A 24,965-nucleotide genomic window follows, 5' to 3' on the forward strand; every position below is an offset into this window, starting at 1 on the left:
CTGATGCGGTGGTAAGTCATGCTTTTTTTGTTTCGTCCATTTATAAATATTTTATTAATAAAATAAGGAAAATTCTATTGCGGTATATTGTTAATGTGTTGACGGAAACGGCATTTTCATACTATAATATACCTTAATTTAGTTACTGCAAGAAAGATATATTGCAGGAGAGGCGGGAGCTTATGAAGCGTATGTCGTGTGAAAACGGAGAAGCTGGTATTTACGTAATTGACCAGGATTACAAGGTTGTATATCTCAATGATATGGCAAAATTATATTATCCGAATTTACAGGTAGGAATGTACTGCTATCAGGGAATAGGGGTTAAACAGGCTCCCTGTACGGACTGTCCCTGGATGGAGGAAACCAGCAGTCCTGTAATTTTTTATAATATGGATTCTCAGGTCTGGATGGCTGTAACATCCGGTCTGATTGACTGGCCGGGCAGTGGAAACTGCAGACTTATGATGTCCCGGCCTGTGAATGAAAAGAGTAAAAATTTATTCTATCATCTTACCAAATCTACGGTATATGACGGATTGATTGAAATAAATTTATTTGCGAATACTTATAAGGTTTTGTTTCATGATAACGAAAAGCTGGAGATGTCGCCTTTAAAAGGCTCACTGGATCAGATTCTTAAAGAAGCATTGAATATTATGGTTCATCCGGATGAAAGGCAGAGCTTTGAGGAATTTTGGGATATTTCCTCAATGGTTGACCGATTAAATGAGAGTGGAAGGGTATTAAAGGGAGAGTTTCGCAGAAAGACTTCAGGGGATGGTTATTGCTGGATTAACCTGATACTGGTTCTTTTCCGCTGCGGTGAAGATCAGGATACCATCATTATGTGTTATATCCAGGATATTGATGAGAGAAAGAAAAAGGATGAAGAAGAGGAAAAGCGGCTCAGAGAGATAAGAGAAGAGACGGATTCCATGACCGGTCTTTATCGCTACGGGCCGTTTTTTGATAAGGCGGGCCAGTTGCTGAATAATACTGATTGTACAGGATTCTTTATGGTCGCCATTGATATTGAACATTTTAAACTTTTTAACGAATGGTATGGGGAAGATGAAGGAGACCGTTTTTTAATACGAATCAGTGATTACTTAAAAGAGATTCAGAAATTTTACACTTCTGTTGCCGGCTATATGGGCGGAGATGATTTTGTTATTTTAATTCCTGATGATTTATCCGTGTTGGAGGAACTGGAGGATGTGATAAACATATATGCCAAGCAGTATGGCGGCAACGCAGGGTTCATGCCCGCTTTTGGCGTATACCGCGTCGAGGACTTAAGCCTTCCGGTCAGTATGATGTATGACCGGGCTGCCATAGCTCTGAATTCTGTTAAAGGGAATTATACAAAGCGGGTGGGCTGGTATGATCCCAAAATGAAGCGCAAGATGGAAAGTGATCAGGTTCTGCTTTCTGAGATTCAGCGTGCTCTTGAGAAAAAGGAATTCATATTCTATGCCCAGCCACAGTGCAATATGCTGACTGGCAAGATTATCGGTCTGGAATCCTTAGTCCGATGGAAGCACCCAAAGAGGGGGATCATAGCCCCCGGAGAGTTTATTCCGTTGCTGGAACAGAACGGTTTTATTACATATCTGGACGTGTATATCTGGGAGCTTGTATGCAAACAGTTAAGTGCCTGGAAGAAAGCAGGGCGGCGGCCCATCCCCATATCTGTTAACATGTCACGCATGGATATCTATGCCATTGATGTAGTGGAAAAGTTCAGACAGCTGGTAAGCCGCTATGACATTGACCCGAAATATTTAGAAATAGAGATTACGGAAAGTGCATATGCAGAAGATTACGATTTGATCCGTAAAGTGGTGGAGGATTTGCGCAGAGTTGGCTTCCCGGTGTTTATGGACGATTTTGGCAGCGGATATTCTTCCTTAAACATGTTAAAGGATGTGAATGTGGACGTTATCAAGATTGATACCAAATTCCTCGATATGAATGAAAACAGCAAAGGCAGAGGAATGGGGATTCTGGAGACCATTGTCCGGATGGCCAGGGTTATGCAGTTAAAGGTCATTGCAGAAGGGGTGGAAGAAAAGGAACAGGTGGATTTCCTTATCAACATCGGCTGTATTTACGGACAAGGCTTTTATTACCATCAGCCACTTCCTGTGGAAGTAATGGAAAAGCTTCTGGAGGAAGATAACAACTTAGATTACCGCGGAATCCAGGCACGGCAGTTAAAGCAGTTGAAACTGGAAGATTTATTTAATGAGAATATCATCAGTGAAGCTATGCTTAATAATATGCTTGGTGCCATCGCTTTGTATGAGATATATGAGGACCGTTGCGAGATTCTTCGGGTAAATGAGGAATATTACCGAATAACCGGAGACAACCCCGTTGATATGGAAGAGCGGAAACGGTACGTGTTAAACAAGGTTTACAGAGACGACATGGACTGGGTATTAAACATTTTTGAAGAAGCCTACAAAAATCCCCTGCAGGGTGCAGAAGGTACATTCCGGCGCTACCGCAACAGCGGAGAATTGATGTGGGTGCATCTGCGTGTATTCTTCTTACGGGAGCAGGATGATCACCGTCTTTACTATGGGGCGGTAAGTGACGCCACAGAGCAGATGGAACAGAGGCAGAAGCTGAAAGATTCCCAGGACATGCTGAGAGATGTATTGAAAATTGCAGGAAAGAACATCTCATTTAATAACATTGCAGAAGAGAATCAATGGGCTGCAAGTGCAATTTTTGCCCAGATGGCACCGGGAGGCCTGATCGGAGTTTACTGTGAAAATGGACTTCCTTTGTATTTTGCCAATAATGAGATGCTTCGTATTCTCAATTATGATTCATATGAGGAGTTCGCCAGGGAAACCAAGGGTACAGGGCGAAATCTCCTGCATCCGGAAGATTTAAATATGATACAGGAGCATATGCTGCGCTTTCTGACACCTGGGATGGAATATAACTTCCGCCACCGCATGAAGAAAAGAGACGGAACCTGGCTGTGGATGACAGCAAAAGGCAGGGTAGTACAGGCAGAAGACGGAAGATTTGCAATTGTAAGTGCCTGTATGGATATTAACGATACGGTACTGGCACAGAAGAGGCTTCAGGAAGCCAACAGAACCCTTCGCTTTAAGAATGATGAGCTGGAGTTTTTAAGCTCCGGAATGCTTGGAGGGTATTACCGCTGCAGAAAATCAGAGGATATGGAGTTTTTATATACCAGCCCACGCTTCCTTGAAATTCTTGGCTACAGCATAGAGGATTTGAGTGAACTGTTCCAGAATCGGCTTTTAAATATGATACACCCGGGTGATAGGGAAAAAATAAGACTCATGACGGAGACCGTAAGTCCGGCTGAGAGCTTAAAGGGCGTGGAGTACCGGATCCTGACCCGCAATGGTTACAAATGGATTCTCTGCCATTCCAGATTATCCGTGAAATCCGGGGACAGTTTTTTTTACGGAGTTATGATGGATATTGAGGAGCTGGGTGAACTGTATAGCCAGGTGGAAGAATGCAGAACTCCGATGCTGCCTGGAGGTGTAAGATTTTTCCAGAACCGTGAGGCTGCAGTAGGAAGAATGCAGAATTATCTGACCCGCCACAGATTTTTAACATCAGGTCTTATGCTGTTCTCGTTCAATCATGAGAATATAGATTCAGCCTTAAAGGAGTCGGTAAGACCGTCATTTCTTGAACAGGCATTGTTCATGAAACGGTTTTTCAGAGAAGATGACATCATATGCCTTGATGGGGAGTATGAGATTTTGATTTTGTGCCGGAATATCAGAGAAGACGATATGATCATAAAATGCAGGCGCATATTAAAGGAATTAAGATATCAGATGATGAGCCGGATGTCAAAGATGCTGCTGCCTGTCAGGGCAGGGCTTACGGTGATCCAGGTTAAGGATGAAGATTTCGATGAATGTTACGAAAGAGTCAGAGATTCCCTGAGGAGAACAGACTTAAGTACAGATCAGGAATTGTAAATTAAGAATAGACCTCCATTTTCATATGTGTTATAATCCACGTAAACCATTTCAGGATAAAGGAAGGATTGATGATATGATAGCAGACAAGATGAGACCCCTTGTAGAAAACAATTCCGCCATCCGCGCCATGTTTGAAGAAGGAAAAAAGATGGCTGCACAATTTGGTGCAGAAAATGTTTATGATTTCAGTCTCGGTAATCCCAATGTACCTGCTCCGGATGCAGTGAAACAGGCAATTATTGATATTATAAACGAGGAAGAATCAACGATGGTTCATGGTTATATGAGCAACGCAGGCTTTGAGGACGTCAGAGAGGGCATTGCGCAGTCCATAAACCGGCGGTTCGGGACTCATTTTCATGTAGACAATCTCCTTATGACAGTAGGTGCGGCCAGCGGTCTGAATGTAATTTTAAAAACCATTCTGGATCCTGGTGACGAAGTAATTGTATTTGCCCCCTATTTCATGGAATATGGTTCTTACGTACGCAATTATGATGGTGTTCTTACTGTGATTTCGCCCAATACAGAAACCTTTCAGCCTAATCTTGTGGAATTGGAATGCACAATAACGAAAAAAACCAAGGCTGTGATTATAAATACTCCTAATAATCCCACAGGGGTTGTTTATTCTTCCGAAACCCTTAGGGAGATCGGAGAGATTCTGGAACGAAAAGAGAAAGAATATGGTACATCAATTCTTTTAATTTCAGATGAACCATACCGGGAACTGGCATATGATGGTATTAACGTTCCTTATGTGACGCTGTTTTATCGGAATACAGTGGTCTGCTATTCTTACAGTAAATCATTGTCTCTTCCCGGGGAGAGAATCGGGTACCTGGTAATTCCGGATGAAGTGGAGGATTCTAAGGCGGTGATTGCAGCAGCTTCCATCGCTAACCGTGTGCTTGGCTGTGTCAATGCCCCGTCGCTGATGCAGAGGGTGATTCTGCGCTGCGTGGATGAAAAGGTAAACTTGTCCGCTTACAACAGAAACCGGGAACTGCTATACAACAGCCTGAGAGAATATGGTTTTCAGTGTATTAAACCGGAAGGTGCATTTTATCTATTCATAAAAACTCCTGAGGATGATCGGAAGTTCTGTGAACTTTGTAAAAAGCACCGCGTTCTTTTGGTTCAGGGAAGTGCTTTTGCCTGTCCCGGCTATGCGCGGATTGCTTATTGCGTATCCTATGAGCAGATTGAGAGCTCGCTGCCGTCCTTTAAACAGATTGCCCGGGCATACGGGCTGACAGCCAGTGAGGAGGACTTAAGATGAAACCATGGAAGACAAATATACGCAGAGTGACACCCTATGTTCCGGGGGAGCAGCCGAAGGGGGAACATCTAATTAAGCTGAATACCAACGAAAATCCCTATCCTCCCTCTCCTTTCGTTAAAAAGGCCATGGATGAGATGGATTACGGGCTGTTTAGAAAATATCCGGATCCGGCCTCCTCTGTTCTGACAGAGGCTCTTTGTGAATATTATCAGATTGGGGAAGATGAGATTTTTGTTGGAGTCGGTTCCGATGATGTAATAGCTATGGCATTTCTTACTTTTTTCAATTCGCAAAAACCGGTCCTGTTTCCCGATGTGACCTATTCTTTCTATGAAGTATGGGCAAAGCTTTTTCAGATTCCCTATATAACACCTGCACTTGATGAGGACTTCCTTATCAAAAAAGAAGATTATTACAGGGAAAATGGGGGAATCATATTTCCAAACCCCAATGCGCCCACAGGCGTATTGATGCCATTAAGTGAAGTGGAAGATATTATCGCACATAATCAGGAATCGGTTGTGATTGTAGATGAGGCATATATAGACTTCGGTGGAGTAAGTGCGGCAGGGCTGATAAAGAAGTATGAAAATCTGCTTGTAGTTCAGACGTTCAGTAAATCCCGCTCTATGGCGGGAATGCGTATCGGCTATGCCATGGGTAACCGGGATCTGATTCGTGCATTAAATGATGTGAAATATTCTTATAATTCCTATACTATGAATATGCCTTCCCAGATATTGGGAGCAGCAGCGGTAAAGGATGACCGCTATTTTAAAGAGACTCTGGATAAAATCATTACAACAAGAGAGCGTGCGAAGGAACGCCTCAGCAGACTTGGTTTTAAATTTCCTGATTCCATGGCAAATTTTATTTTTGCCAGCCATAAGGAGAAGAGTGCAGAGGAGATATATCTGGCTTTAAAGGAGAATCAGATCTTTGTCCGTTATTTTAAACAGCCCAGGCTGGATTCGTATTTAAGGATTACCATAGGGACGGATGAAGAGATGAGACAGCTTTATGATTTCCTGGAGGAATTTCTTTCATAAAGGTATTGATCACCAGGGCTTTTGGGGGTATGGTAAAGGCAGGAGATAAGCATGGATACGGTTAAAAAATATTGCAGGATCATATTAAATATTATAATCCCTATTGTTTTCTTATATTTCATCTGTGTGTGGGGACCCAGATTACTGAATTTTTTTCTGCCATTCGTAATCGGATGGGTGATTGCAGTAATCGCAAACCCGCTGGTACGTCTGCTGGAAAAACGACTGAGGATTGTGAGAAAGCACAGTTCTGTACTGATTGTGGTAGCAGTACTGGCTTTGATTATTGCGGCTTTTTATTTTCTTATAACCAAGCTGATTTCCGAAGCAGCAGGATTTATAGAGGATATCCCCTTTTACTATGATTCGGCCTGGATTGAGGTCCAGAAGATCCTTTTGATTGCGGAAGATCTTCTGCGTTTTCTTCCTGGCGGGATTCAGAGTTCTGTTAATTTGTTTATCACACATATCGGAGAATATCTAAATGTAATGGTGCAGAAAATTGCATCTCCCACATTTATGGCTGCAGGAAATGTTGTAAAAAGCATTCCGGCAGCATTGGTTTACATCGTAGTAACCATATTTTCTTCCTATATCTTTATTGTGGACCGGGATAAGATTCTTACCATTCTGAAACGATATTTGCCAAGGGGCTTTTCAAGATATTACGATTATCTGAAAAAAGACGTAAAGCATCTGGTGGGAGGCTATTTCCTGGCTCAGTTTAAAATCATGTTTGTTATCGCAGGTGTTTTGGCAGCAGGTTTTTTGATTCTGGGAGTCAAGTATGCACTTTTAATTGCAGTGATTATTGCACTGCTGGATTTTCTTCCCATTCTTGGGACAGGAACCATTCTGATTCCATGGGCATTCCTTCGGATTGTTTCTGGTGAATATGCCTTTGGAGTGGGTCTGATTGTGATTTACGTTCTGACTCTGGTATTAAGGCAGATTATACAGCCAAAGATCGTGGGAGATACCATGGGGCTGGATCCGCTGATGACATTGTTATTCTTGTACCTGGGATTTAAAATAAGTGGGATCGCAGGTATGATTCTGGCTGTTCCTATCGGTATGCTGCTGATTAATCTATATAAATTCGGTTCATTTGACCGGTTTTTGTATAGCTTGAAAACCCTGATCTACGATCTTGATGCATTCCGAAAAGAGGATGAAACAGATAAAAAGAAGTAATTGGAGGAGACAATGAAAAAAAACATAAGATTTCGGATTGCCGCGTATCTGGTTGCCTGTCTTATGGCTTCTGAGGCATTTGCAACCCCTTTAGATGGCTTTTCAGCACAAGCCTGGAAATTGGAAAACGGACAATACATCGATGCATCCGGTAATGCCATAACAGGAGCTTTAAAAAAAGGGATTACCGTAACGAAATACCAAAACAGACAGAATGAGGTCAATGGAGGGATCGACTGGAAACGGGTAGCGGAGGATGGAGTTTCGTTTGCCATGGTGCGGATTGGCTACCTCAATGATATGGATCCTTATTTTGAGGAAAATATGAAGCATACATCGGAAAACGGGATCAGAACCGGAGTGTTTTTCTATACCCAGGCACTTGATACACAGACTGCAGTGGAAGAAGCGAAGTATGTACTTCGCCAGATCAAGGATTACCGGATCTCGTACCCCATTGCTTATGACGTAGAATCCCAATATCTTCTTGATAACAAGCTTTCCAGGCAGCAGATTACGGACAATATCAATGCATTCTGCAAAACCGTTTCAGATGCCGGATACCGTCCGATTGTCTATGCAAACAATAAATGGCTGTCGTTTCATATAGATATGAATCAGATTCCGTATGATGTCTGGTATGCAAGGTACGGAACTGTCAATGACTGCCAAAACAGGACCATCTGGCAGTGCACGGATAAGGGAAGGGTGGAAGGCATTGAAGGCGATGTTACGATCGAATTGTCCTTTGCAGACTATGATTCCATTATCCCCGGGGATGGCTTTAAAACCATTGACGGAGAACGGTACTACATGAAAAACTTTGAAAAACAGACCGGTTGGATTCAAACAGATGGAAAATTGTATTATCTTGATCCGGACGGTAAAGTGATCCATGATCAGACGATGGAGATCGATGGAGTCACCTATACGTTCGGTTCCCAGGGAGAAATTACAAATCAGACAAAATAACGGAGTTATAAGTGAAAAAAGAAAACGATTTAAGTTCAGATCATATAAAAGGGCTGGTATGGAGGCTTGCGGTACCCTCCATGCTGGCTCAATTTGTCAGTGTTTTATATAGTATTGTAGACCGCATGTATATAGGGAACATCTCTGAAATTGGGGAATCTGCCCTGGCAGGAGTTGGAATCTGCGGTCCGGTTGTAACCCTGATTTCTTCTGTAGCTTTTTTAGTGGGTGCAGGAGGCGCTCCCCTTATGAGTATCCGGCTGGGAGGAAAAAATAAGAGGGCAGCCAGTCAGATTCTTGCCAATTGTTTTATGCTTTTACTAGTCTTTTCTCTATTCATTATGGCTGGCTCATATTTGCTTAAGGACCGTATTCTCCTGTGGTTCGGTGCAGGTGAGACCATATTTCCTTATGCAGACCAATACCTGTCCATATATCTTGCAGGAACTGTGTTTGCGCTGCTTTGTGCAGGCCTGAATCCATTTATTGTATGTCAGGGATATTCTAAAATAGGGATGAAGACAGTACTGTGGGGAGCGATAAGCAATATCCTTCTGGATCCTCTGTTTATCTTCGGTTTCGGACTGGGGGTAAAAGGAGCAGCCATTGCAACTGTAATATCCCAGTTCATTTCCTGTATTTATGTACTCCGGTTCCTTTTTGGTAAAGTTTTGCCGGTTACGATTACCTTTGAGGGCTATGATCTGGAAGTTATAAAGAGAATTCTTGCGCTGGGCCTTTCCCCTTTTCTTATTATTGCATTTGACAATGTGCTGATTATATCACTGAATAAGGTGATCATGCATTATGGCGGGGAAGGCAGCGCAGAAAGACTTTTAACCTGTATGACAATTGTACAGAGCTTCATGCTGATGGTAACCATGCCCCTGGGAGGCATTACAACAGGAACCCAGACAATCCTTGGCTATAACCTGGGTGCGGGCAGACCGGAGAAGATCAGGCAGGCAGAGCGTTGTATTGCGCTGCTTGCGATTGGATTTACGGCTGTCATGTTCCTGCTCGCCCATACGGTTCCTCAGCTTTTTGTACATATTTTCACACGAGACCAATCCTATGTGGATGAAACAGTCCGTGGGATAAAGATCTATACCATGGGAATTATCCCGCTGGCACTTCAGTATGTAATTGTAGACGGATTTACAGGTATGGGAGCTGCAAAAGCGGCAATTTCCCTGTCTATGTTCCGAAAAATAATTTTCCTCCTTGGGGCAGTAGTGCTGCCAGCATGGCTGGGGGTCAATTATATTTTTTATACGGAACCCATTTCAGATTTCATCAGCGTAACTGTATCCATGATTGTTTTTACAAAATTATTCGGGCGAATCATTAATAACAGGACAAAAATTATTGACATATGATCAAAATAATTCTATGATATTCTTAAGAGCGATTGAATAAAAAACAGGAGGTCACGCTATGAAGATTGCGGTTACTTATGACAGAGGAGATGTTTTTCAGCATTTTGGTCAAACCACACAGTTTAAAATCTATGAGGTAGAAGATAAAAAAGTGGTATCACAGGAAATCACAGATACCAACGGAGACGGTCATGGCGCTCTGGCAGGCTTTTTGACAAATTTAGGTGTAAAAACTCTGATCTGCGGAGGCATTGGCGCAGGAGCGAGAAATGCTTTATCTGATGCAGGCATTAAATTATATCCTGGAGTAGAAGGGAATGTAGATGAGGCAGTGAATTCTCTGCTGTCAGGAAATCTTAAGTTTGATCCGGATACTCTTTGCGATCATCATCATGAGGGAAGCGAAGAGCATGAATGCGGCCATCATGGAGAGTCCTGCGGACACTAATTTTATAATTGAAAAAAGACAGAGATGGTAATGCATCCGTATCAGCCGTAACAGGTCAGAACGGATGCATTTTATATTGTCAGGAACCGGTGGACTGGTAGTGTCTCAGTCCTGAATTCCATAAAAGGAATGCTGGAATCAGAAAGAGGGGACAGCATAGCGGCAGCAATATATACCAGGAATTGTCTGATTTGCCTGTAAGATATAACAGGGGATAATACTGGAATAAGGCAAAAGGGACCAGATAAGTGCAGATAAAAAGCACATTTTTTCCATAAATACCAATGGGATATTTGCCGTATTCCCTCGCTCCGTCTGTAAATACATTCATAAATTCCAGCCCCTCCAAAGTAAAAAAGCATAAGCATGCGAAAATTAAGTAGATAGCAGCAAAAACAAAGATTCCGCCAAGAATCATGAGCACTACAAGGAGACAGCGAAGGGGAGTCCAGACTATGGAACTGAGAGAAATCCCGTAAGCCAGCATGACTACAGCCTGAAGAAGGCGGCCGAAGCGGGTTAATTCAATCTTGCTGCAAAGAACCAGGAACAGACTGTTTTTCGGACGGAGGAGAATACGGTCAAATTCTCCGTTTCCAATGATAGTCTCAAAGGTATCCAGACTCCGGAATATGGTTTCTGCCAGAGTAAAGGCCATCAGAGTGATGGAAAAGCAGAGCAGAACTTCACTGTAAGAAAAGCCCTTTACCTGGTGGAACCGGGTCATCATAAAGTAAACTCCCAAAAAGATGTTAAAGGAGATTAAAAACTGACCCATTAAAGTCATGAAAAATGAAACTTTGTGCTGCATCATGCTTTTTAAGTGCATAAGAAAAAAATTGATATAAAGTCTGATTGAATTCATGGAATCCTCCTTTCACCCTCCCTGTATGACAACTCGTTTCAGTACCCGCTTTTCCATAAAACTTCCGATGAGCACAAATACAAACAGCCAGAATACCTGTTTTATTAAGCTGCTATACAGATCAGGCCCTGTTAAATCGCCGCCAAAGATTCTGAATGGCACATTCTGTGCAGAGGCAAAGGGCAGAAATTCTACGATTTTACGTACATGGTCAGGAAGAAAGGGAATGGGTATGACAGCTCCGCTTAAAAATTCCGCTAAAGAGGTAATGACCAGTTTCATTCCCTGTGAGGATACGGTGTAAAATGCGGACATATATACAATCATGTTAAAAGCCACGATGAGAAGCAGTCCCAGTGTCATGGACAAAAGAGTGATTCCCCAGGTTGTAATATCTCCCGGCAGAGTAAGCCCGTAGGGAGCTGGGAGAAATGAGGAAACAATGAGTATTGGCATACAGCGAAGCACTGCTTTTGAAAGGCGGACTGCCAACCCCCTTACAAACCACATATGATAAAGACGGACCGGCCTGCATAATTCATAGGCCACATCCCCGGTTATAATGGAATTAAAAAGCTCTGATTCCCAGAACCAGACCATATATAGCGCCAGAAATGCCTGCTGAAGCCACACATACGTGGAAAGTGCTTCAAATGTCATGGGGAAGCTTTCCGGAGATGCCTCATAGAAGGCTTTAAATAAAAGAATTTCCATAGCCCCCCATACAAACTGTGTCACCATGCCGGAAAGAGCGGCAGTGCGGTACTGTAGTCCCCTGATAAAACGAATGCGGAAAAAAGACCAGTATTTTTTCATCCTGCCCTCCTATATCTGAAATTCCCGGTAAAGGGATGCAACAATCTCGTCTAAGGTGGCACATGGGGGTTTACAGCGGGATTTTAAATCTGAAAGAGTTCCGTCCAAAAGAAGCCGTCCTTTTCCGATCAGCAAAACCCTGTCAGCAAGGGCGTCGATGTCTTGCATATCGTGGGTGGTAAGAAGAACCGTGGTTTTATGGATCTGGTTTAACTTTCTGATAAAATCCCGGACTGCAAGCTTGGAAACTGCATCAAGTCCAATGGTGGGCTCATCAAGAAAGAGAATCTTCGGGGTATGGAGAAGGGATGCTGCAATTTCGCAGCGCATGCGCTGACCGAGAGAAAGCTGTCTTGCCGGAGTCTTTAAGATCTCTTCTAAAGCAAGAAGATTGGTAAGCTCTTCTAAGGTAGTTAAGTATTGGTGTTTGGGGATGTCGTAGATGTCGCGGAGCAATTCAAAGGAATCAATTACAGGAACGTCCCACCACAGCTGGGTACGCTGCCCGAATACAACGCCGATGTCCTTTACGTGCTCCTTCCGGTCCTTCCATGGAATCCGGCCATTGATCTGGCAGGTTCCGCTGTCCGGTGTGAGAATTCCGCTTAAAATTTTAATAGTAGAGCTTTTTCCGGCTCCGTTGGGACCGATATAGCCTATCATTTCTCCGTCTCCGATGCGAAAGGAGATGTCTGAAAGAGCATGGACTGTGTCAGTCTCCTTGTGAAAAAGCGCCTTTACCGCATTGGAAAATCCGGCACTTCTTCTTGCGACTTTAAAAGTCTTGTTCATGTGTTCCACTTGAATCATATAAATTCCTCCTGGCAGTAATATTTGTGAACGTGTCATTCCTGCAGCGGGCAGATCCTGCCGTAAAGGTAGGTGGTCTGTCATAACTGGTAGAACGTCCTAATATCTTTCCAAGCGGTCAGTGCAGGCAAAAATGCCAGCACAGCTCTCCGGAATAATGTTCCGGGGACTCTACCGTGGTATCAATATTCTCTTTTCCTGAATTTGAGATGTGAGTTTAGATTTGGAAAAGGAATTACATTCTATCATTGCTGAGAAAAACTGTCAATAGCTTGTCAAAATGAGCTTGACAAATATCATAAAAATGATAATATTAACATATGAACAGATATTCATATAATAATATATAAGGAGGTTCCAGATGGCAGAAGAAGAGAAACGGGCCATTCAGGATGGTGAGTTCGACCAGTGCGATTTTATCTGCGTTCATGAGAATGTTGTGAATCAGGTCATAAAAGTTATGCCCAAAGAGCAGCAGCTGATGGATCTTGCTGATTTTTTTAAAATATTCGGAGATCCCACAAGAGTTAGAATTCTCTATGTGCTCAGCCAGTCTCAGATGTGCGTCTGTGATATTGCAAATCTGCTGCAGATGGGGCAGTCGGCGATTTCCCACCAGCTCCGGGTATTAAAGCAGATGCGCCTGGTGAAGTTTAAAAGAGAAGGCAAGACGGTTTTTTATTCTCTGGCAGACGGTCATATAGAGACCATCCTGGCTCAGGGGATGGAACACATCAGCGAGTAATAAATCAGACATATTATTAAAAGGAGAAGATAAAACATGAAAAAGATAATTAAATTAGAGGGCCTTTGCTGTGCAAACTGTGCGGCTAAAATTGAAGATGAGGTGAAAAAATTAAGTGGAGTTGAACATGCCTCCTTAAGCTTTATGACTCAGAGATTAACCATGGAAGTGGAAGAGAAAAGGGTGGATGAGATTATAGAAGCAGCCAGAAAAACAGCAAACAAGATAGAGCCGGAAGCTGAATTTAAAGTTCTTCGGTAAGCAAAAGGAGCAGTTATGACAAAAAAACAGAAAATTATGGGAATCCGGCTGCTCATCAGTGCAGTGTTTTTTGCTCTTGCCATGTTAATGGAGGGAAGAGTATTCGGGTACTGGATCTTATTTATTATCTCTTATCTTGCTGCAGGCTATGATATACCCTTAAGAGCACTGAGAAATATAAGAAACGGCCAGTTATTTGATGAAAATTTTCTCATGTCTGTAGCCACCTTTGGAGCTATTGGAATCGGCGCACTGGAAGAAGCTGTCGGCGTTATGCTGTTTTATCAGGTGGGTGAATTATTTAATGATTATGCAGTGAACAGATCGAGAAAATCCATAACGGATCTTATGGATATAAATCCGGAATATGCCAATCTGCTTCGTGATGGAACAGAGGAGAAGGTTGATCCCTATGAAGTGGCAGTTGATGACATCATTATAGTAAAGCCGGGTGAGAAAGTGCCCCTTGACGGAATTGTGGTGAAAGGCAGCAGCAGCCTTGATACCAAGGCTCTGACCGGTGAATCCATGCCTGTGGAGATAAAGGATCAGGATCCGGTTATCAGTGGTTCCATCAATTTAAATGGTGTTCTGGAGGTTCGGGTAACCAGACTGTTTGATGATTCCACAGTAGCCAAAATTCTGGAGCTGGTGGAAAATGCCAGCTCCAGGAAGGCCAGGGCTGAAAATTTCATCACCAGATTTGCGCGGATCTATACTCCGGTTGTCGTAGTGCTCGCTCTTTTGCTTGCCGTGATTCCGCCGCTTTTCACCGGAGACTGGGGAACCTGGATTTACCGTGCATGCAGCTTTTTAGTTGTATCCTGCCCCTGTGCTCTGGTAATATCCGTACCACTAAGCTTCTTTGGAGGACTTGGAGCTGCCTCCGGTCAGGGTATTCTTTTAAAGGGCAGCAACTATCTGGAAGCTATGGCTAATCTTGATACAGTTGTATTTGATAAAACAGGGACCCTGACTACAGGAAAATTCCAGGTTACCAGCGTGGACCCTCTGACAGGAACGAAGGAAGAACTTCTGAAACTGGCTGCATATGGGGAGTTTCATTCCAACCACCCAATTGCCCAGTCTGTAAAAGAAGCTTTTAAGAAACCACTGGATCAGTCAAAAGTAGGTGAAGCGAAAGAGCTTGCAGGACTTGGAGTAAAAACAACCGTTTCTGTACAGAATACAGAACGAGAGCTCTATATCGGGAATGCAAAACTCATGGAGCAGCAGAAGATTACTGTAACTGGCAGCAATCCGGCAGAAGGAACAACGCTTTATATAGCAGACGGGAACACATATCTTGGTTCTGTGACTATTTCAGATACAATCAGAAAAGACGTGCCTGACGCACTGAAGGGCTTAAGGGCAGCAGGAGTGAAAAAGCTTGTAATGCTTACGGGAGATAAACCGGAAGTAGGAAAGCTGGTAGGTGAAAAGCTTGGACTTGATGAGGTACATGGTGGTCTTCTTCCTGGCGATAAGGTAGGAAAAGTTGAGGAGCTGCTGGCTAAGAAGCATAAAGATGCAGCGCTGGCATTTGTGGGAGACGGAATCAACGATGCACCGGTTCTGGCCCGTGCAGATGTGGGAATCGCCATGGGCCAGATCGGATCGGATGCAGCCGTTGAGGCCGCTGATGTGGTAATTATGACTGACGAGCTGACCCGGCTGGTTGATACCATACGGATCGCCAGGAAAACGGTTGCTATTGTAAAACAGAATATTATTTTTGCAATAGGCGTGAAAGTACTGATCCTGATTCTGTCGGCAGCAGGATTGGCTACTATGTGGGCGGCTGTTTTTGGTGATGTAGGTGTATCCGTACTTGCTATTTTAAATGCGGTCAGGGCTCTTCGGTATCAGAACAAAAGTTAAAAAACATTGACAAATTTTTTTCCAGCTGTTATATTTTACACATATGACGGGGTGGTGCGAAGATGGTCCATTGTACTGAGGCTGTGTTTGCCCACCCTTTTTTCTGGTATTATTTTCTGAAGGAACGACCGTTCCCCATAGAGCAGAGACGCTCCGCAAGGATCGCATTAGTGGCGGAGAGTCCCGAAATAGCCGGGGCTCTTTATTCAATCATGAGAAAAGGAGAGTGTTTTATGAGCAAGTATAGCAAAGAAGATATTTTCCGCATTGTGGAAGAAGAAGATGTGGAATTTATCCGTCTTCAGTTTACGGATATATTCGGCATGATGAAAAATGTGGCAATTACAAAGAATATGTTGGGAAAGGCGCTGGAAAACCGCTGCATGTTTGATGGTTCTTCCATAGAAGGATTTGTTAGAAGCGAAGAGTCTGATATGTATCTGTATCCGGATCTGGATACCTTTGAGATATTCCCATGGCGTCCCCAGCAGGGGAAGGTCGCAAGGCTGATGTGTGATGTACATTGTCCTGACCAGGCTCCTTTTGAAGGAGACCCCAGGTTTGTACTTAAAAAGGTGCTGAAAAAAGCAAGTGATATGGGTTTTGTTTTTCATGCAGGTCCGGAATGCGAATTCTTTCTTTTTCATATGGATGAAGAGGGACTTCCAACGACTGATACCCATGAAATGGCCGGTTATTTCGATGTGGCTCCCATTGACCAGGCAGAGAATGTCCGCAGAGATATGATTCTCACTCTGGAAGAGATGGGATTTATGATTGAAGCATCTCATCATGAGATCGCTCCGGGACAGCATGAGATTGATTTTCAGTATGCGGAAGGTATGGTAACAGCGGACAATATTATGACATTTAAGATGGCAGTGAAGGCCATTGCCAAGCGTCATGGACTTCACGCTACCTTTATGCCCAAACCCAAAGCGGGTGTCAATGGTTCCGGAATGCACATTAATATGTCCCTTTCGGATCTGGAAGGCAGGAATATGTTTGAAGACAAAGACGATGAGCTGGGCTTAAGCCAGACCGCATATCAGTTTATGGCAGGTATCCTCTACCATATGAAGGGAATGGCAATATTAACCAATCCTCTGGTTAATTCCTATAAACGTCTGATGCCAGGTTATGATGCTCCCGTTTATATCGCATGGTCTGCCAAGTCAAACCGCAGCTCTCTTATTAAAATTCCCTGCGCTAGAGGAGAAAGTACACGTATTGAACTGCGCAGTCCGGATTCTGCAGTCAACCCTTATCTGGCTCTTGCCGCCTGTCTGGCAGCAGGCCTTGACGGAATTGAAAAGAAGATGACTCCGCCTGAGAACGTGGACTTCAACGGAGGTTCCATGTCTGTAGAGGAGATGGCTTCCAAAGGAATTGAACAGCTGCCGGAAACACTGGGTGAGGCCATTGAGGCATTCCGTAAGGATACGTTTATGAAGGAAATACTGGGCGAACACATTCATACCAAATATTTAGAAGCCAAGGATGCCGAATGGAAAATGTTCCTTACACAGGTAACAGACTGGGAAGTGGAAGAATACTTATACAAGTATTAATAGATCCTGTTCACTGATACTGTTATCTGGAGGTGAGAGTGTTTGACCAATGTGATTGTGGCATTTTCAAAGGCAGAGGATGCGAAAAATATAAAGAATATACTGATGAAGAACGGTTTTACAGTCTCGGCAGTCTGCACCTCGGGTGCCCAGGCTTTAAACAGTGCGGATGAATTGGGCAGCGGAATAGTAGTCTGCGGCGGCAGATTTGCAGATATGATGTATCAGGAGATTTATGATTGTCTTCCGGGCGGGATACGGATGCTTTTAGTCGCATCTCCCAGTCAGTGGAGCGGCAGAGCACCGGATGACATAGTCTGTCTTGGCCTGCCGTTAAAGGTTCAGGATCTTTTAAGCACTCTGGAAATGATGATGGAGTCCATGGCAAAAAGGCGGAAAAAATTAAAGAGCCAGCCAAAGGAGAGAAACAGTGAAGAACTGGAACTGATAAAACAGGCGAAAGAATTGTTAATGGAACGGAATCATATGACAGAATCAGAAGCACACCGATATATTCAAAAATGCAGCATGGATAGCGGCACCAACATGGTGGAAACCGCCCAGATGATTATGAGTCTTATTAATATATAATAGTGGGGGAGCAAGATGAAATTTACTAAAATGCAGGGAATCGGAAACGATTACGTGTATATCAACTGCTTTGAAGAAGATGTGGAAAATCCCGCAGAGCTTTCTATAAAAATCAGTGACCGTCATTTTGGAATCGGATCTGACGGGCTGATCCTGATCTGCCCGTCAGAAGTGGCAGACTGCCGTATGCGTATGTTTAACGCAGATGGGTCAGAAAGTCCCATGTGCGGAAATGGAATCCGCTGCGTGGGAAAATATGTGTTTGATCATCATCTGGTAGACAAGACGGAATTTGATGTGGAAACAGGAGCCGGAATCAGACATTTAAAAGTGACAGAGGAGAATGGAAAAGCAATTCTCTTAACGGTTGATATGGGAATCCCGGAAGTAACCAGTCAGATTCCGGAGCCGATCTGTGTTGACGGAACGGATTATGAATTTATTGGTATTTCCATGGGCAATCCTCATGCAGTTTACTATATGGATGACATTGACAGTCTGGATTTAGTATCCATTGGGCCTGGTTTTGAGAATCATGGGCGTTTCCCGGAGCGTACCAATTCTGAATTTATAGAGGTCATCAGTCCGGAGCACATTCGTATGCGTGTGTGGGAGAGAGGAAGCGCAGAGACGTGGGCGTGCGGAACCGGAGCAACCGCCAGCGCAGTGGCTTCCGTACTTTGCGGACGTACCGGCAATACGGTTTTAGTATCATTAAAAGGCGGAAACTTAACCATTCACTGGGACAGAGAGGGGAGCGGTCACGTATTTATGACAGGCCCTGCTGTGGAAGTGTTTGAGGGAGAGTTTGACATAAATAATTTTTAAAATCAGGAGGAACTTATGCTTAAGATCAATGAAAACTACTTAAAATTACCCGGAAGCTATCTTTTTTCCACGATTGCAAAAAAGGTAAATGCTTATACAGAGGCAAATCCAGATAAAAAGGTGATTCGTCTTGGAATCGGTGACGTAACACAACCCATTGCTCCGGCTATTATTGAAGAGCTTCACGGAGCGGTTGACGAGATGGGAAAGGCTGAAACATTTCATGGATACGCGCCGGATCTTGGTTATGGTTTTTTAAGAGAACTCATTGCCGGGGAAGATTATATTGCTAGAGGATGCCAGATATCGGCGGATGAGATTTTTGTATCTGACGGAGCAAAGAGCGACTGCGGAAATATTCAGGAGATCTTTGATCAAAACTGTAAAATTGCAGTCTGTGATCCGGTATATCCGGTTTATGTGGATTCCAATGTCATGGCTGGAAGAACCGGCGAATATGATGAGAAGACAGGAAAGTGGAGCAATGTCATTTACATGCCGTGCACAGCAAAGAATCAGTTCGTTCCCCAGCTGCCTGAGGAGACTCCGGATCTTATTTACTTATGCGTTCCAAATAATCCAACCGGAACCACTCTCACCAGAGACCAGTTAAAGGTATGGGTGGATTATGCCAATAAAACAGGAGCGGTCATTCTTTACGATGCCGCTTATGAGGCTTACATTGCACAGGAAGATGTGCCCCACACTATATTTGAGATCGAGGGTGCCAGAACCTGTGCCATCGAGTTCCGTTCTTTCTCAAAGAATGCCGGGTTTACCGGTGTACGCCTCGGCTTTACCGTAATTCCCAAATCTCTGGAACGGGGCGGAGTCAAACTTCATTCCCTATGGGCAAGACGTCATGGAACCAAGTTTAACGGAGCACCCTATATCATTCAGAAAGCGGCAACAGCGGTTTATTCCAAAGAGGGGAAGGCTCAGTTAAAAGATCAGGTCGCTTACTACATGAGAAATGCAAAGGTGATCTATGACGGCTTAAAAGAAGCAGGATGTGAAGTATACGGAGGTGTTAATGCTCCCTATATCTGGTTAAAGGTTCCGGAAGGCATGACTTCCTGGGATTTCTTTGACCGCCTGTTAGAGGAAGCCAGCGTTGTGGGAACTCCTGGAAGTGGTTTTGGCCCCAGCGGGGAAGGGTACTTCCGGCTTACTGCATTCGGAACCTATGAAAATACAGTGGAAGCTATTGAACGGATTAAAAATATGCCTTCCTTAATAAAATAAACGTTGACAAGTATTTAATAATTGGTTATGATATTGATAAGAAAAGAATAATAAGATTTAAGCTTAATTTGTTAGAACAAAAGCGTTCAGTACTTTAGAGGTACTGGCGCTTTTTTTAATTCAAGGAGGAAGATATGGACGATATTGATAAGAAAATAGTGCTGACACTGCAAAAGAACGCCCGGTCATCTTTAAAGAACATAGCAGAAAATACCTTTTTGTCTTCGCCTGCTGTTTCCTCCAGAATTGAAAAGCTGGAGCGGGAAAAAATCATTACCGGATATCACGCATCTGTGGATCCAATGAAGCTGGGATATCACATCATTGCATTTGTGAATCTGGATGTTTTACCGGTAGATAAAATTCAGTTTTATTCCTATATGGATTCCATACCCAATGTTTTGGAATGCAATTGTGTGACTGGAGATTATTCCATGCTGATTAAGGTGGCATTTCAGAGCACCATGGAACTGGATATTTTCATTGGACAGCTTCAGAAGTACGGAAAGACCAGCACCCAGATTGTTTTTTCTACTCCGGTTGGACCAAGAGGTGTGGATGTGATGGCGGAATTAGGAGAGAATGCATAAATCATGGTCTGAAACATGGTACGGAGAACACTTCTTTTACATACGTTATAGAATAAAGGTATGTGAAAGGAGTTTTTCTTTTGGCTGAGAGAAAGATCGTGGTAATAGATGCCGGTCACGGCGGTGCAGACCCGGGTGCAGAATATATTGGGCGGCAGGAAAAAAATGATAACTTAAAACTTGCGCTTGCTGTTGGGAAAATCCTTGCAGAAAACGGAGTTGATGTCAGGTATACAAGAACTGACGATACCTATAATACACCCCTGGAAAAAGCCATGATGGCCAATGATGCAGAAGCAGATTTATTTGTCTCCATTCACCGGAATGCTATGCCGGTTCCTGGGACCGGGGCTGGTGTTGAAACCCTTGTTTTTGGAAATAAGGGCGTAGAGGGAATGCTGGCAAAAAATATCGGAGATGCCCTTGGTTCTGTGGGATTTACCAATTTAGGAACGGTGGAACGCCCGGGGCTGGTAGTGCTTAGAAGAACGAATGTTCCTTCCGTTTTAGTTGAGGCTGGATTTATAGATAACGAGGAAGATAATTATATTTTTGACGATCATTTTCAGGAGATCGCACAGGCAATTGCCGATGGTATTTTAAATACCATACAGCAGCAGGAGGAAAGCGAGACCGAGTATTATCAGATCCAGACGGGGGCGTTCCGGGTGAGGTCTCTTGCAGAGAATCAGACCAATATATTGAAATCCCAGGGATTTCCGGCTTTTGTAGTTTATGAAGACGGATTATACAAGGTTCGTGTAGGCGCATTCCGAAATATGGACAATGCTGTAAAGATGGAGCAGGCTCTAAGACAGCTGGGGCATAACACATTTATGGTAAAACGCCCTGCTGTGTATTGAGACCGGGAAGCGGCCGGAGGGTGCAGGTAAGCAGGCAGCTTTCGGCCGTTTCTTATTTTGACTTGACAAAAGGTCTTTTTATATCGTATGGTCTTAATCAGAATGAGTACAGAGGAGAGAATTATGATTAAGGCAGTAATATTTGATATGGATGGTGTTATTATTGACAGTGAAGTAGTCTATCTGGAATATCAGCTGGAATTTGCCAGAACGAAAAATCCCAATGTGGTTCTTAAAGACCTGTTTCCTATGGTTGGTGCTACCAGACAGGACTGCTGGGAGGTGTTGGAGAGAGCGGTTTCCAACGGACAAACCTGGGAGGAACTGAGAATGGAATTCCGGCAGAGAAACATCTATGATGAGATTGATTATCGCAGTATTTACCGTCCGGAGGTAACAGATACATTAATGCAGCTGAAGCAGGCTGGTTACCGTCTGGCTCTGGCTTCTTCCACCCATCTGGAGCTGGTGGAGCGGGTTCTTAAGGAAAATGGAATTCGGGATTATTTTGAGGCAGTGGTCAGCGGCGAGCAGTTTAAAAAGAGCAAGCCGGATCCGGAAATCTATTTATATACAGCAAGACAGTTAAAACTGAGCCCCGGAGAATGTCTGGCTGTGGAAGATTCCACCATCGGAATCACGGCTGCACACAGGGCAGGGGTCATGATTGCGGCAGTCATAGATACAAGATTTGAATTTGATCAAAGTCTTGCAGATTATAAGCTGACTCAGGTAAAAGATGTGTTAGAAGCGGTTAAATTGGCATAGGATTGGATATACGGATTAATGCAGGAGGAATTGCTTGAAGTATATCGGTGAGCTTCTAAAAGGTGTTATTATAGGCGTGGCAAATATACTGCCGGGTATCAGCGGAGGAGTGCTGGCCATTACAATGGGAGTCTATGACCAGATCATACATGCGGTAAACCGGCTGTTTAAGGAACCGGTAAAAAGTATGCGGCTCCTTCTTCCTTACGGAATCGGTGCATTTGCAGGTATTATTTTTTTGTCACTGGTATTTGAATATCTGTTTCATACATATCCCTTTCAAACGAAGCTTTCATTTCTGGGGCTGATCGGAGGAGGTCTTCCGGCTCTTAGCCGTAAAGCTTTTACCGGTAAGAAAAATGATTTATGGAAAGGACTTGTGACTGCCGGTGTTACCTGCGGGATCGTGATTGTAATTACCTGGGCGGCAGAGTCTGCGATTGCTTCCGGCGGCAACGGAGAGGGCTTTATCATGGCTTCAGGAGCGGAATATCTTTCATCTGGCAGATACTGGGTGGTAACTCTGTTCGCAGTGGGTCTTCTGGCAGCAGCTACCATGATTGTGCCGGGAGTAAGCGGGTCAATGATTATGATGATGCTTGGCTTTTATGAACCGGTGCTGCAGACCAATAATGCATGTATCAGGGCGGCAGGTGCTCTTGATTTTAACGGACTGATTCAAAATGGGATGGTTTTGTTTCCATATTTTCTTGGAATGCTGACAGGTATTCTATTATTTGCCCGGGTTGTGGAAGGGCTATTGAACCGTTATGAGCACCAGATGTACCGGGTGATAATAGGGCTGGTGATTTCCTCTCCATTTGTAATTTTGTGGGATGTGCCCTGGAATAACGTGGAGATTTATGAGCTGCTGGGAGGGATTGCACTGGCTCTCTTAGGCTACGTTGCCGCAGACTTACTGGGAGGCGAGGGATGAGTGTTAGCCTGTGATAAAGCAGAGGGATATCCGGTCTGATACAAATTATGTATCGGATCGAATATCCCTTTTACACGTTAAGAATATTCGGCAATTCTGGTGATGCCTACATAAATATTTGAGATCTTATACCAGGTTGCAAAATCAATGACTCCTGTAACCGGGAGTTTGAATATTGACTGGAACTGGCGGACAGCCTCTGCTGTGTTTTCCCCATAAGCCCCATCTGCTGTTATTCTGGGGATTCTGGAATAAACACCGGCAATGGTATCAAGCTGTTCCTGTACCTGACGGACTTTGTCACCGGAAGCGCCCACAGACAATTCATATCCTGGGAAGGAAGAGGGAACCCCCGATACCTGCTCTGCAGTGTTGATGTACATGTTGCTTCCGTAATAGTAACGGAGAATATCAATGGCAGAATAGCCCTGTTCGCCTAAGGTATTGCTTCCCCATTGTGACATCCATCTTGGACAGGTTACCCGGTTGCCGTCGCAGTACTGGGTCAGAATTGGCTGCTTGATACCGGGTCTGGATAAGTAGCTGTTAAAGATTTCATCTACAATCTGAGAAATGCTTTCGTAAATATTTCTCCCATAGATCCATTTATGGTCAAAGGCAGTAGAGGAAGTAATGGTAAAGTCATAACCCTGATTGCGGTACCATTCGGTATAAACCCGGTTTAAGGTAAAACTCATAATAGCCAGAACATTGGCGATGATGGTCTCTCTGGGCCAGGTAGCGTAAATTTCGCTGGAGGCTACATTTTTAACATAATCGCCATAGGGAACATAGTAATTGGTGGCTGTTGGGTCTGTTGGGACACCGTCATGGACAATAATCGTCTGGGGAACAACTACGCGGCTTAATACAATCTCGCCGGTTTCTGCAATTGGTTTTACCTCAGCCTCCGCGATTTTTGGGGGGTAATCGCCGTATAGCGTGTGTTCCGGAATTGTAATGGGAGTATCGGGTGTAGTTTCGTCCTTAATGGGAGTCATTTTGACCGGCTGAATGGCTTCCGTCTCAGCAAGGATCTGCGTTCCGGCTATGGCTACGGGTTCAAAGCCCTGGGCAGTGATATACAGAGAATATTCTGAATAAGGCTGCACCAGTCCAGGGGATAAGCTTAAGCTTACAGGAGGAGCGGTAAGTTTGACGTTTTCGGACTGACCGGAACTGTCGGTGGTTACCTTTTCTATGATGCTGTTTGGATCTCCTGTGTAGGTGATGGAAATTTCAGCGTCCTGAATGGGATAGTTATTCTCTGAGGAAACCACATCTACCTGAAGAGAGCCGGTTTCAGCTGTTTCCTGGGCAGTGGTCATATATGGATTCATAAATAGCCCCTTTGGGAATGATTATTATTAATATATTAGCTGTCTGGGGCAATGATTACAAAAGCCCCGCATAAAACCGAAAAATCAGTTTTTGCGGGGACTTTTTAAAAGAAAGATGTTTTGGGTTCTCCGAACATGGATTCTACGTAGCTTCTCATTTCATTCCGGCTGACAATGTCTTTTGCACCGTCTATAATGCGGTTTTGTTCTTCCTTTGAGAGTCCGGAAAACTGAATCATAATGTCCGAATGCTGGGCAAGTTCCATGGTAAATCCAATGGGAAGTTCTCTGTTATCAATCATGATTTTATCACCTCAAACATAGTTTGTTCAAAGTACTCGTAAAGTATACGGAAATGTATAATATTAAATGCTTTGCATAATTATACAAAAAATACCGCTGAAATATCTGAAAAAAGAAAAATGATGCATAAAAAGTAGATGAATAAATTATAAAAAAACAGTTGAAAAATGTCGCGGGATAATGTATAATCTATTCAATTTGGGCTGATAGCAGTCAGCTCAGAAAA

The 24,965-nt window shown here is 43.6% G+C and carries 23 protein-coding genes; 18 read left to right on the plus strand and 5 right to left on the minus strand.

Annotated elements, in window-relative coordinates:
• Positions 1–182 precede the first annotated feature (182 nt).
• From RZO55_RS01355 to RZO55_RS01385, 7 genes are all read left to right on the plus strand, one after another.
• The gene (locus RZO55_RS01355; RefSeq protein ID WP_318062509.1) at positions 183–3,995 is read left to right on the plus strand and encodes an EAL domain-containing protein; all 3,813 of its coding nucleotides are present in this window, start codon (positions 183–185) and stop codon (positions 3,993–3,995) included.
• 76 nt (positions 3,996–4,071) lie between these two features.
• Positions 4,072–5,280: a pyridoxal phosphate-dependent aminotransferase gene (locus RZO55_RS01360; RefSeq protein ID WP_318062510.1), complete on the plus strand. Its 1,209-nt coding sequence runs from the start codon at positions 4,072–4,074 to the stop codon at positions 5,278–5,280.
• Positions 5,277–6,332 (plus strand): histidinol-phosphate transaminase, encoded by a 1,056-nt coding sequence (gene hisC / locus RZO55_RS01365; RefSeq protein WP_318062511.1) that lies wholly within the window; start codon positions 5,277–5,279, stop codon positions 6,330–6,332. Before RZO55_RS01360 ends, hisC begins: the two co-directional genes overlap by 4 nt.
• Before the next feature lie 51 nt (positions 6,333–6,383).
• Positions 6,384–7,526, plus strand: a complete 1,143-nt coding sequence (ytvI, locus tag RZO55_RS01370; RefSeq protein ID WP_318062512.1) for a sporulation integral membrane protein YtvI — start codon at positions 6,384–6,386, stop codon at positions 7,524–7,526.
• 12 nt (positions 7,527–7,538) lie between these two features.
• Complete coding sequence (locus RZO55_RS01375; protein WP_336624237.1) at positions 7,539–8,498, plus strand: glycoside hydrolase family 25 protein; 960 nt, start codon at positions 7,539–7,541, stop codon at positions 8,496–8,498.
• Positions 8,499–8,509: 11 nt separating this feature from the next.
• Positions 8,510–9,877, plus strand: a complete 1,368-nt coding sequence (locus RZO55_RS01380; protein WP_318062513.1) for an MATE family efflux transporter — start codon at positions 8,510–8,512, stop codon at positions 9,875–9,877.
• 58 nt (positions 9,878–9,935) lie between these two features.
• Complete coding sequence (locus RZO55_RS01385; RefSeq protein ID WP_318062514.1) at positions 9,936–10,325, plus strand: NifB/NifX family molybdenum-iron cluster-binding protein; 390 nt, start codon at positions 9,936–9,938, stop codon at positions 10,323–10,325.
• A gap of 79 nt (positions 10,326–10,404) precedes the next feature.
• Here RZO55_RS01385 and RZO55_RS01390 read toward each other — a convergent pair whose 3' ends face one another.
• The 3 genes from RZO55_RS01390 to RZO55_RS01400 are packed head-to-tail and all read right to left on the minus strand — an operon-like array spanning position 10,405 to position 12,816.
• Positions 10,405–11,190 (minus strand): ABC transporter permease, encoded by a 786-nt coding sequence (locus RZO55_RS01390; protein ID WP_318062515.1) that lies wholly within the window; start codon positions 11,188–11,190, stop codon positions 10,405–10,407.
• 12 nt (positions 11,191–11,202) lie between these two features.
• A complete protein-coding gene (locus RZO55_RS01395; protein ID WP_318062516.1) occupies positions 11,203–12,006 on the minus strand; it encodes an ABC transporter permease in 804 nt (267 codons plus the stop codon).
• Between the two features lie 9 nt (positions 12,007–12,015).
• The gene (locus RZO55_RS01400; protein WP_318062517.1) at positions 12,016–12,816 is read right to left on the minus strand and encodes an ABC transporter ATP-binding protein; all 801 of its coding nucleotides are present in this window, start codon (positions 12,814–12,816) and stop codon (positions 12,016–12,018) included.
• A 361-nt stretch (positions 12,817–13,177) separates the two neighbouring features.
• Between RZO55_RS01400 and RZO55_RS01405 the strand changes: the two genes are divergently transcribed.
• From RZO55_RS01405 to RZO55_RS01455, 11 genes are all read left to right on the plus strand, one after another.
• Positions 13,178–13,561, plus strand: a complete 384-nt coding sequence (locus RZO55_RS01405) for an ArsR/SmtB family transcription factor (protein WP_318062518.1) — start codon at positions 13,178–13,180, stop codon at positions 13,559–13,561.
• 36 nt (positions 13,562–13,597) lie between these two features.
• Positions 13,598–13,822 carry a cation transporter gene (locus RZO55_RS01410; protein ID WP_318062519.1) on the plus strand — a complete coding sequence of 75 codons (225 nt, stop codon included), beginning with the start codon at positions 13,598–13,600 and terminating at the stop codon, positions 13,820–13,822.
• A gap of 15 nt (positions 13,823–13,837) precedes the next feature.
• Positions 13,838–15,703, plus strand: a complete 1,866-nt coding sequence (locus RZO55_RS01415) for a heavy metal translocating P-type ATPase (protein WP_318062520.1) — start codon at positions 13,838–13,840, stop codon at positions 15,701–15,703.
• A 233-nt stretch (positions 15,704–15,936) separates the two neighbouring features.
• Complete coding sequence (locus RZO55_RS01420) at positions 15,937–17,274, plus strand: glutamine synthetase family protein (protein WP_318062521.1); 1,338 nt, start codon at positions 15,937–15,939, stop codon at positions 17,272–17,274.
• Positions 17,275–17,325: 51 nt separating this feature from the next.
• Positions 17,326–17,865, plus strand: a complete 540-nt coding sequence (locus tag RZO55_RS01425) for an ANTAR domain-containing response regulator (RefSeq protein WP_369293187.1) — start codon at positions 17,326–17,328, stop codon at positions 17,863–17,865.
• A 15-nt stretch (positions 17,866–17,880) separates the two neighbouring features.
• Positions 17,881–18,693, plus strand: coding sequence for a diaminopimelate epimerase (gene dapF, locus RZO55_RS01430; protein ID WP_318062523.1), 813 nt, complete (start codon positions 17,881–17,883; stop codon positions 18,691–18,693).
• A 15-nt stretch (positions 18,694–18,708) separates the two neighbouring features.
• The gene (locus RZO55_RS01435) at positions 18,709–19,938 is read left to right on the plus strand and encodes an LL-diaminopimelate aminotransferase (RefSeq protein ID WP_318062524.1); all 1,230 of its coding nucleotides are present in this window, start codon (positions 18,709–18,711) and stop codon (positions 19,936–19,938) included.
• Positions 19,939–20,072: 134 nt separating this feature from the next.
• Positions 20,073–20,528 carry an Lrp/AsnC family transcriptional regulator gene (locus RZO55_RS01440; protein ID WP_318062525.1) on the plus strand — a complete coding sequence of 152 codons (456 nt, stop codon included), beginning with the start codon at positions 20,073–20,075 and terminating at the stop codon, positions 20,526–20,528.
• Positions 20,529–20,608: 80 nt separating this feature from the next.
• Positions 20,609–21,391: an N-acetylmuramoyl-L-alanine amidase gene (locus RZO55_RS01445; protein WP_318062526.1), complete on the plus strand. Its 783-nt coding sequence runs from the start codon at positions 20,609–20,611 to the stop codon at positions 21,389–21,391.
• A 123-nt stretch (positions 21,392–21,514) separates the two neighbouring features.
• Positions 21,515–22,159: an HAD family hydrolase gene (locus RZO55_RS01450; protein WP_318062527.1), complete on the plus strand. Its 645-nt coding sequence runs from the start codon at positions 21,515–21,517 to the stop codon at positions 22,157–22,159.
• Positions 22,160–22,193: 34 nt separating this feature from the next.
• Positions 22,194–23,096, plus strand: a complete 903-nt coding sequence (locus tag RZO55_RS01455) for a DUF368 domain-containing protein (RefSeq protein WP_318062528.1) — start codon at positions 22,194–22,196, stop codon at positions 23,094–23,096.
• A gap of 77 nt (positions 23,097–23,173) precedes the next feature.
• Here RZO55_RS01455 and RZO55_RS01460 read toward each other — a convergent pair whose 3' ends face one another.
• Both RZO55_RS01460 and RZO55_RS01465 read right to left on the minus strand, forming a co-directional pair.
• Positions 23,174–24,436, minus strand: a complete 1,263-nt coding sequence (locus RZO55_RS01460) for a peptidoglycan-binding protein (protein ID WP_318062529.1) — start codon at positions 24,434–24,436, stop codon at positions 23,174–23,176.
• A gap of 104 nt (positions 24,437–24,540) precedes the next feature.
• Positions 24,541–24,738: a hypothetical protein gene (locus tag RZO55_RS01465; RefSeq protein ID WP_318062530.1), complete on the minus strand. Its 198-nt coding sequence runs from the start codon at positions 24,736–24,738 to the stop codon at positions 24,541–24,543.
• Positions 24,739–24,965 lie beyond the last annotated feature (227 nt).

Source organism: Clostridium boliviensis (genome assembly GCF_033342255.1).
GTDB classification, from domain to species: domain Bacteria; phylum Bacillota; class Clostridia; order Lachnospirales; family Lachnospiraceae; genus Lacrimispora; species Lacrimispora boliviensis.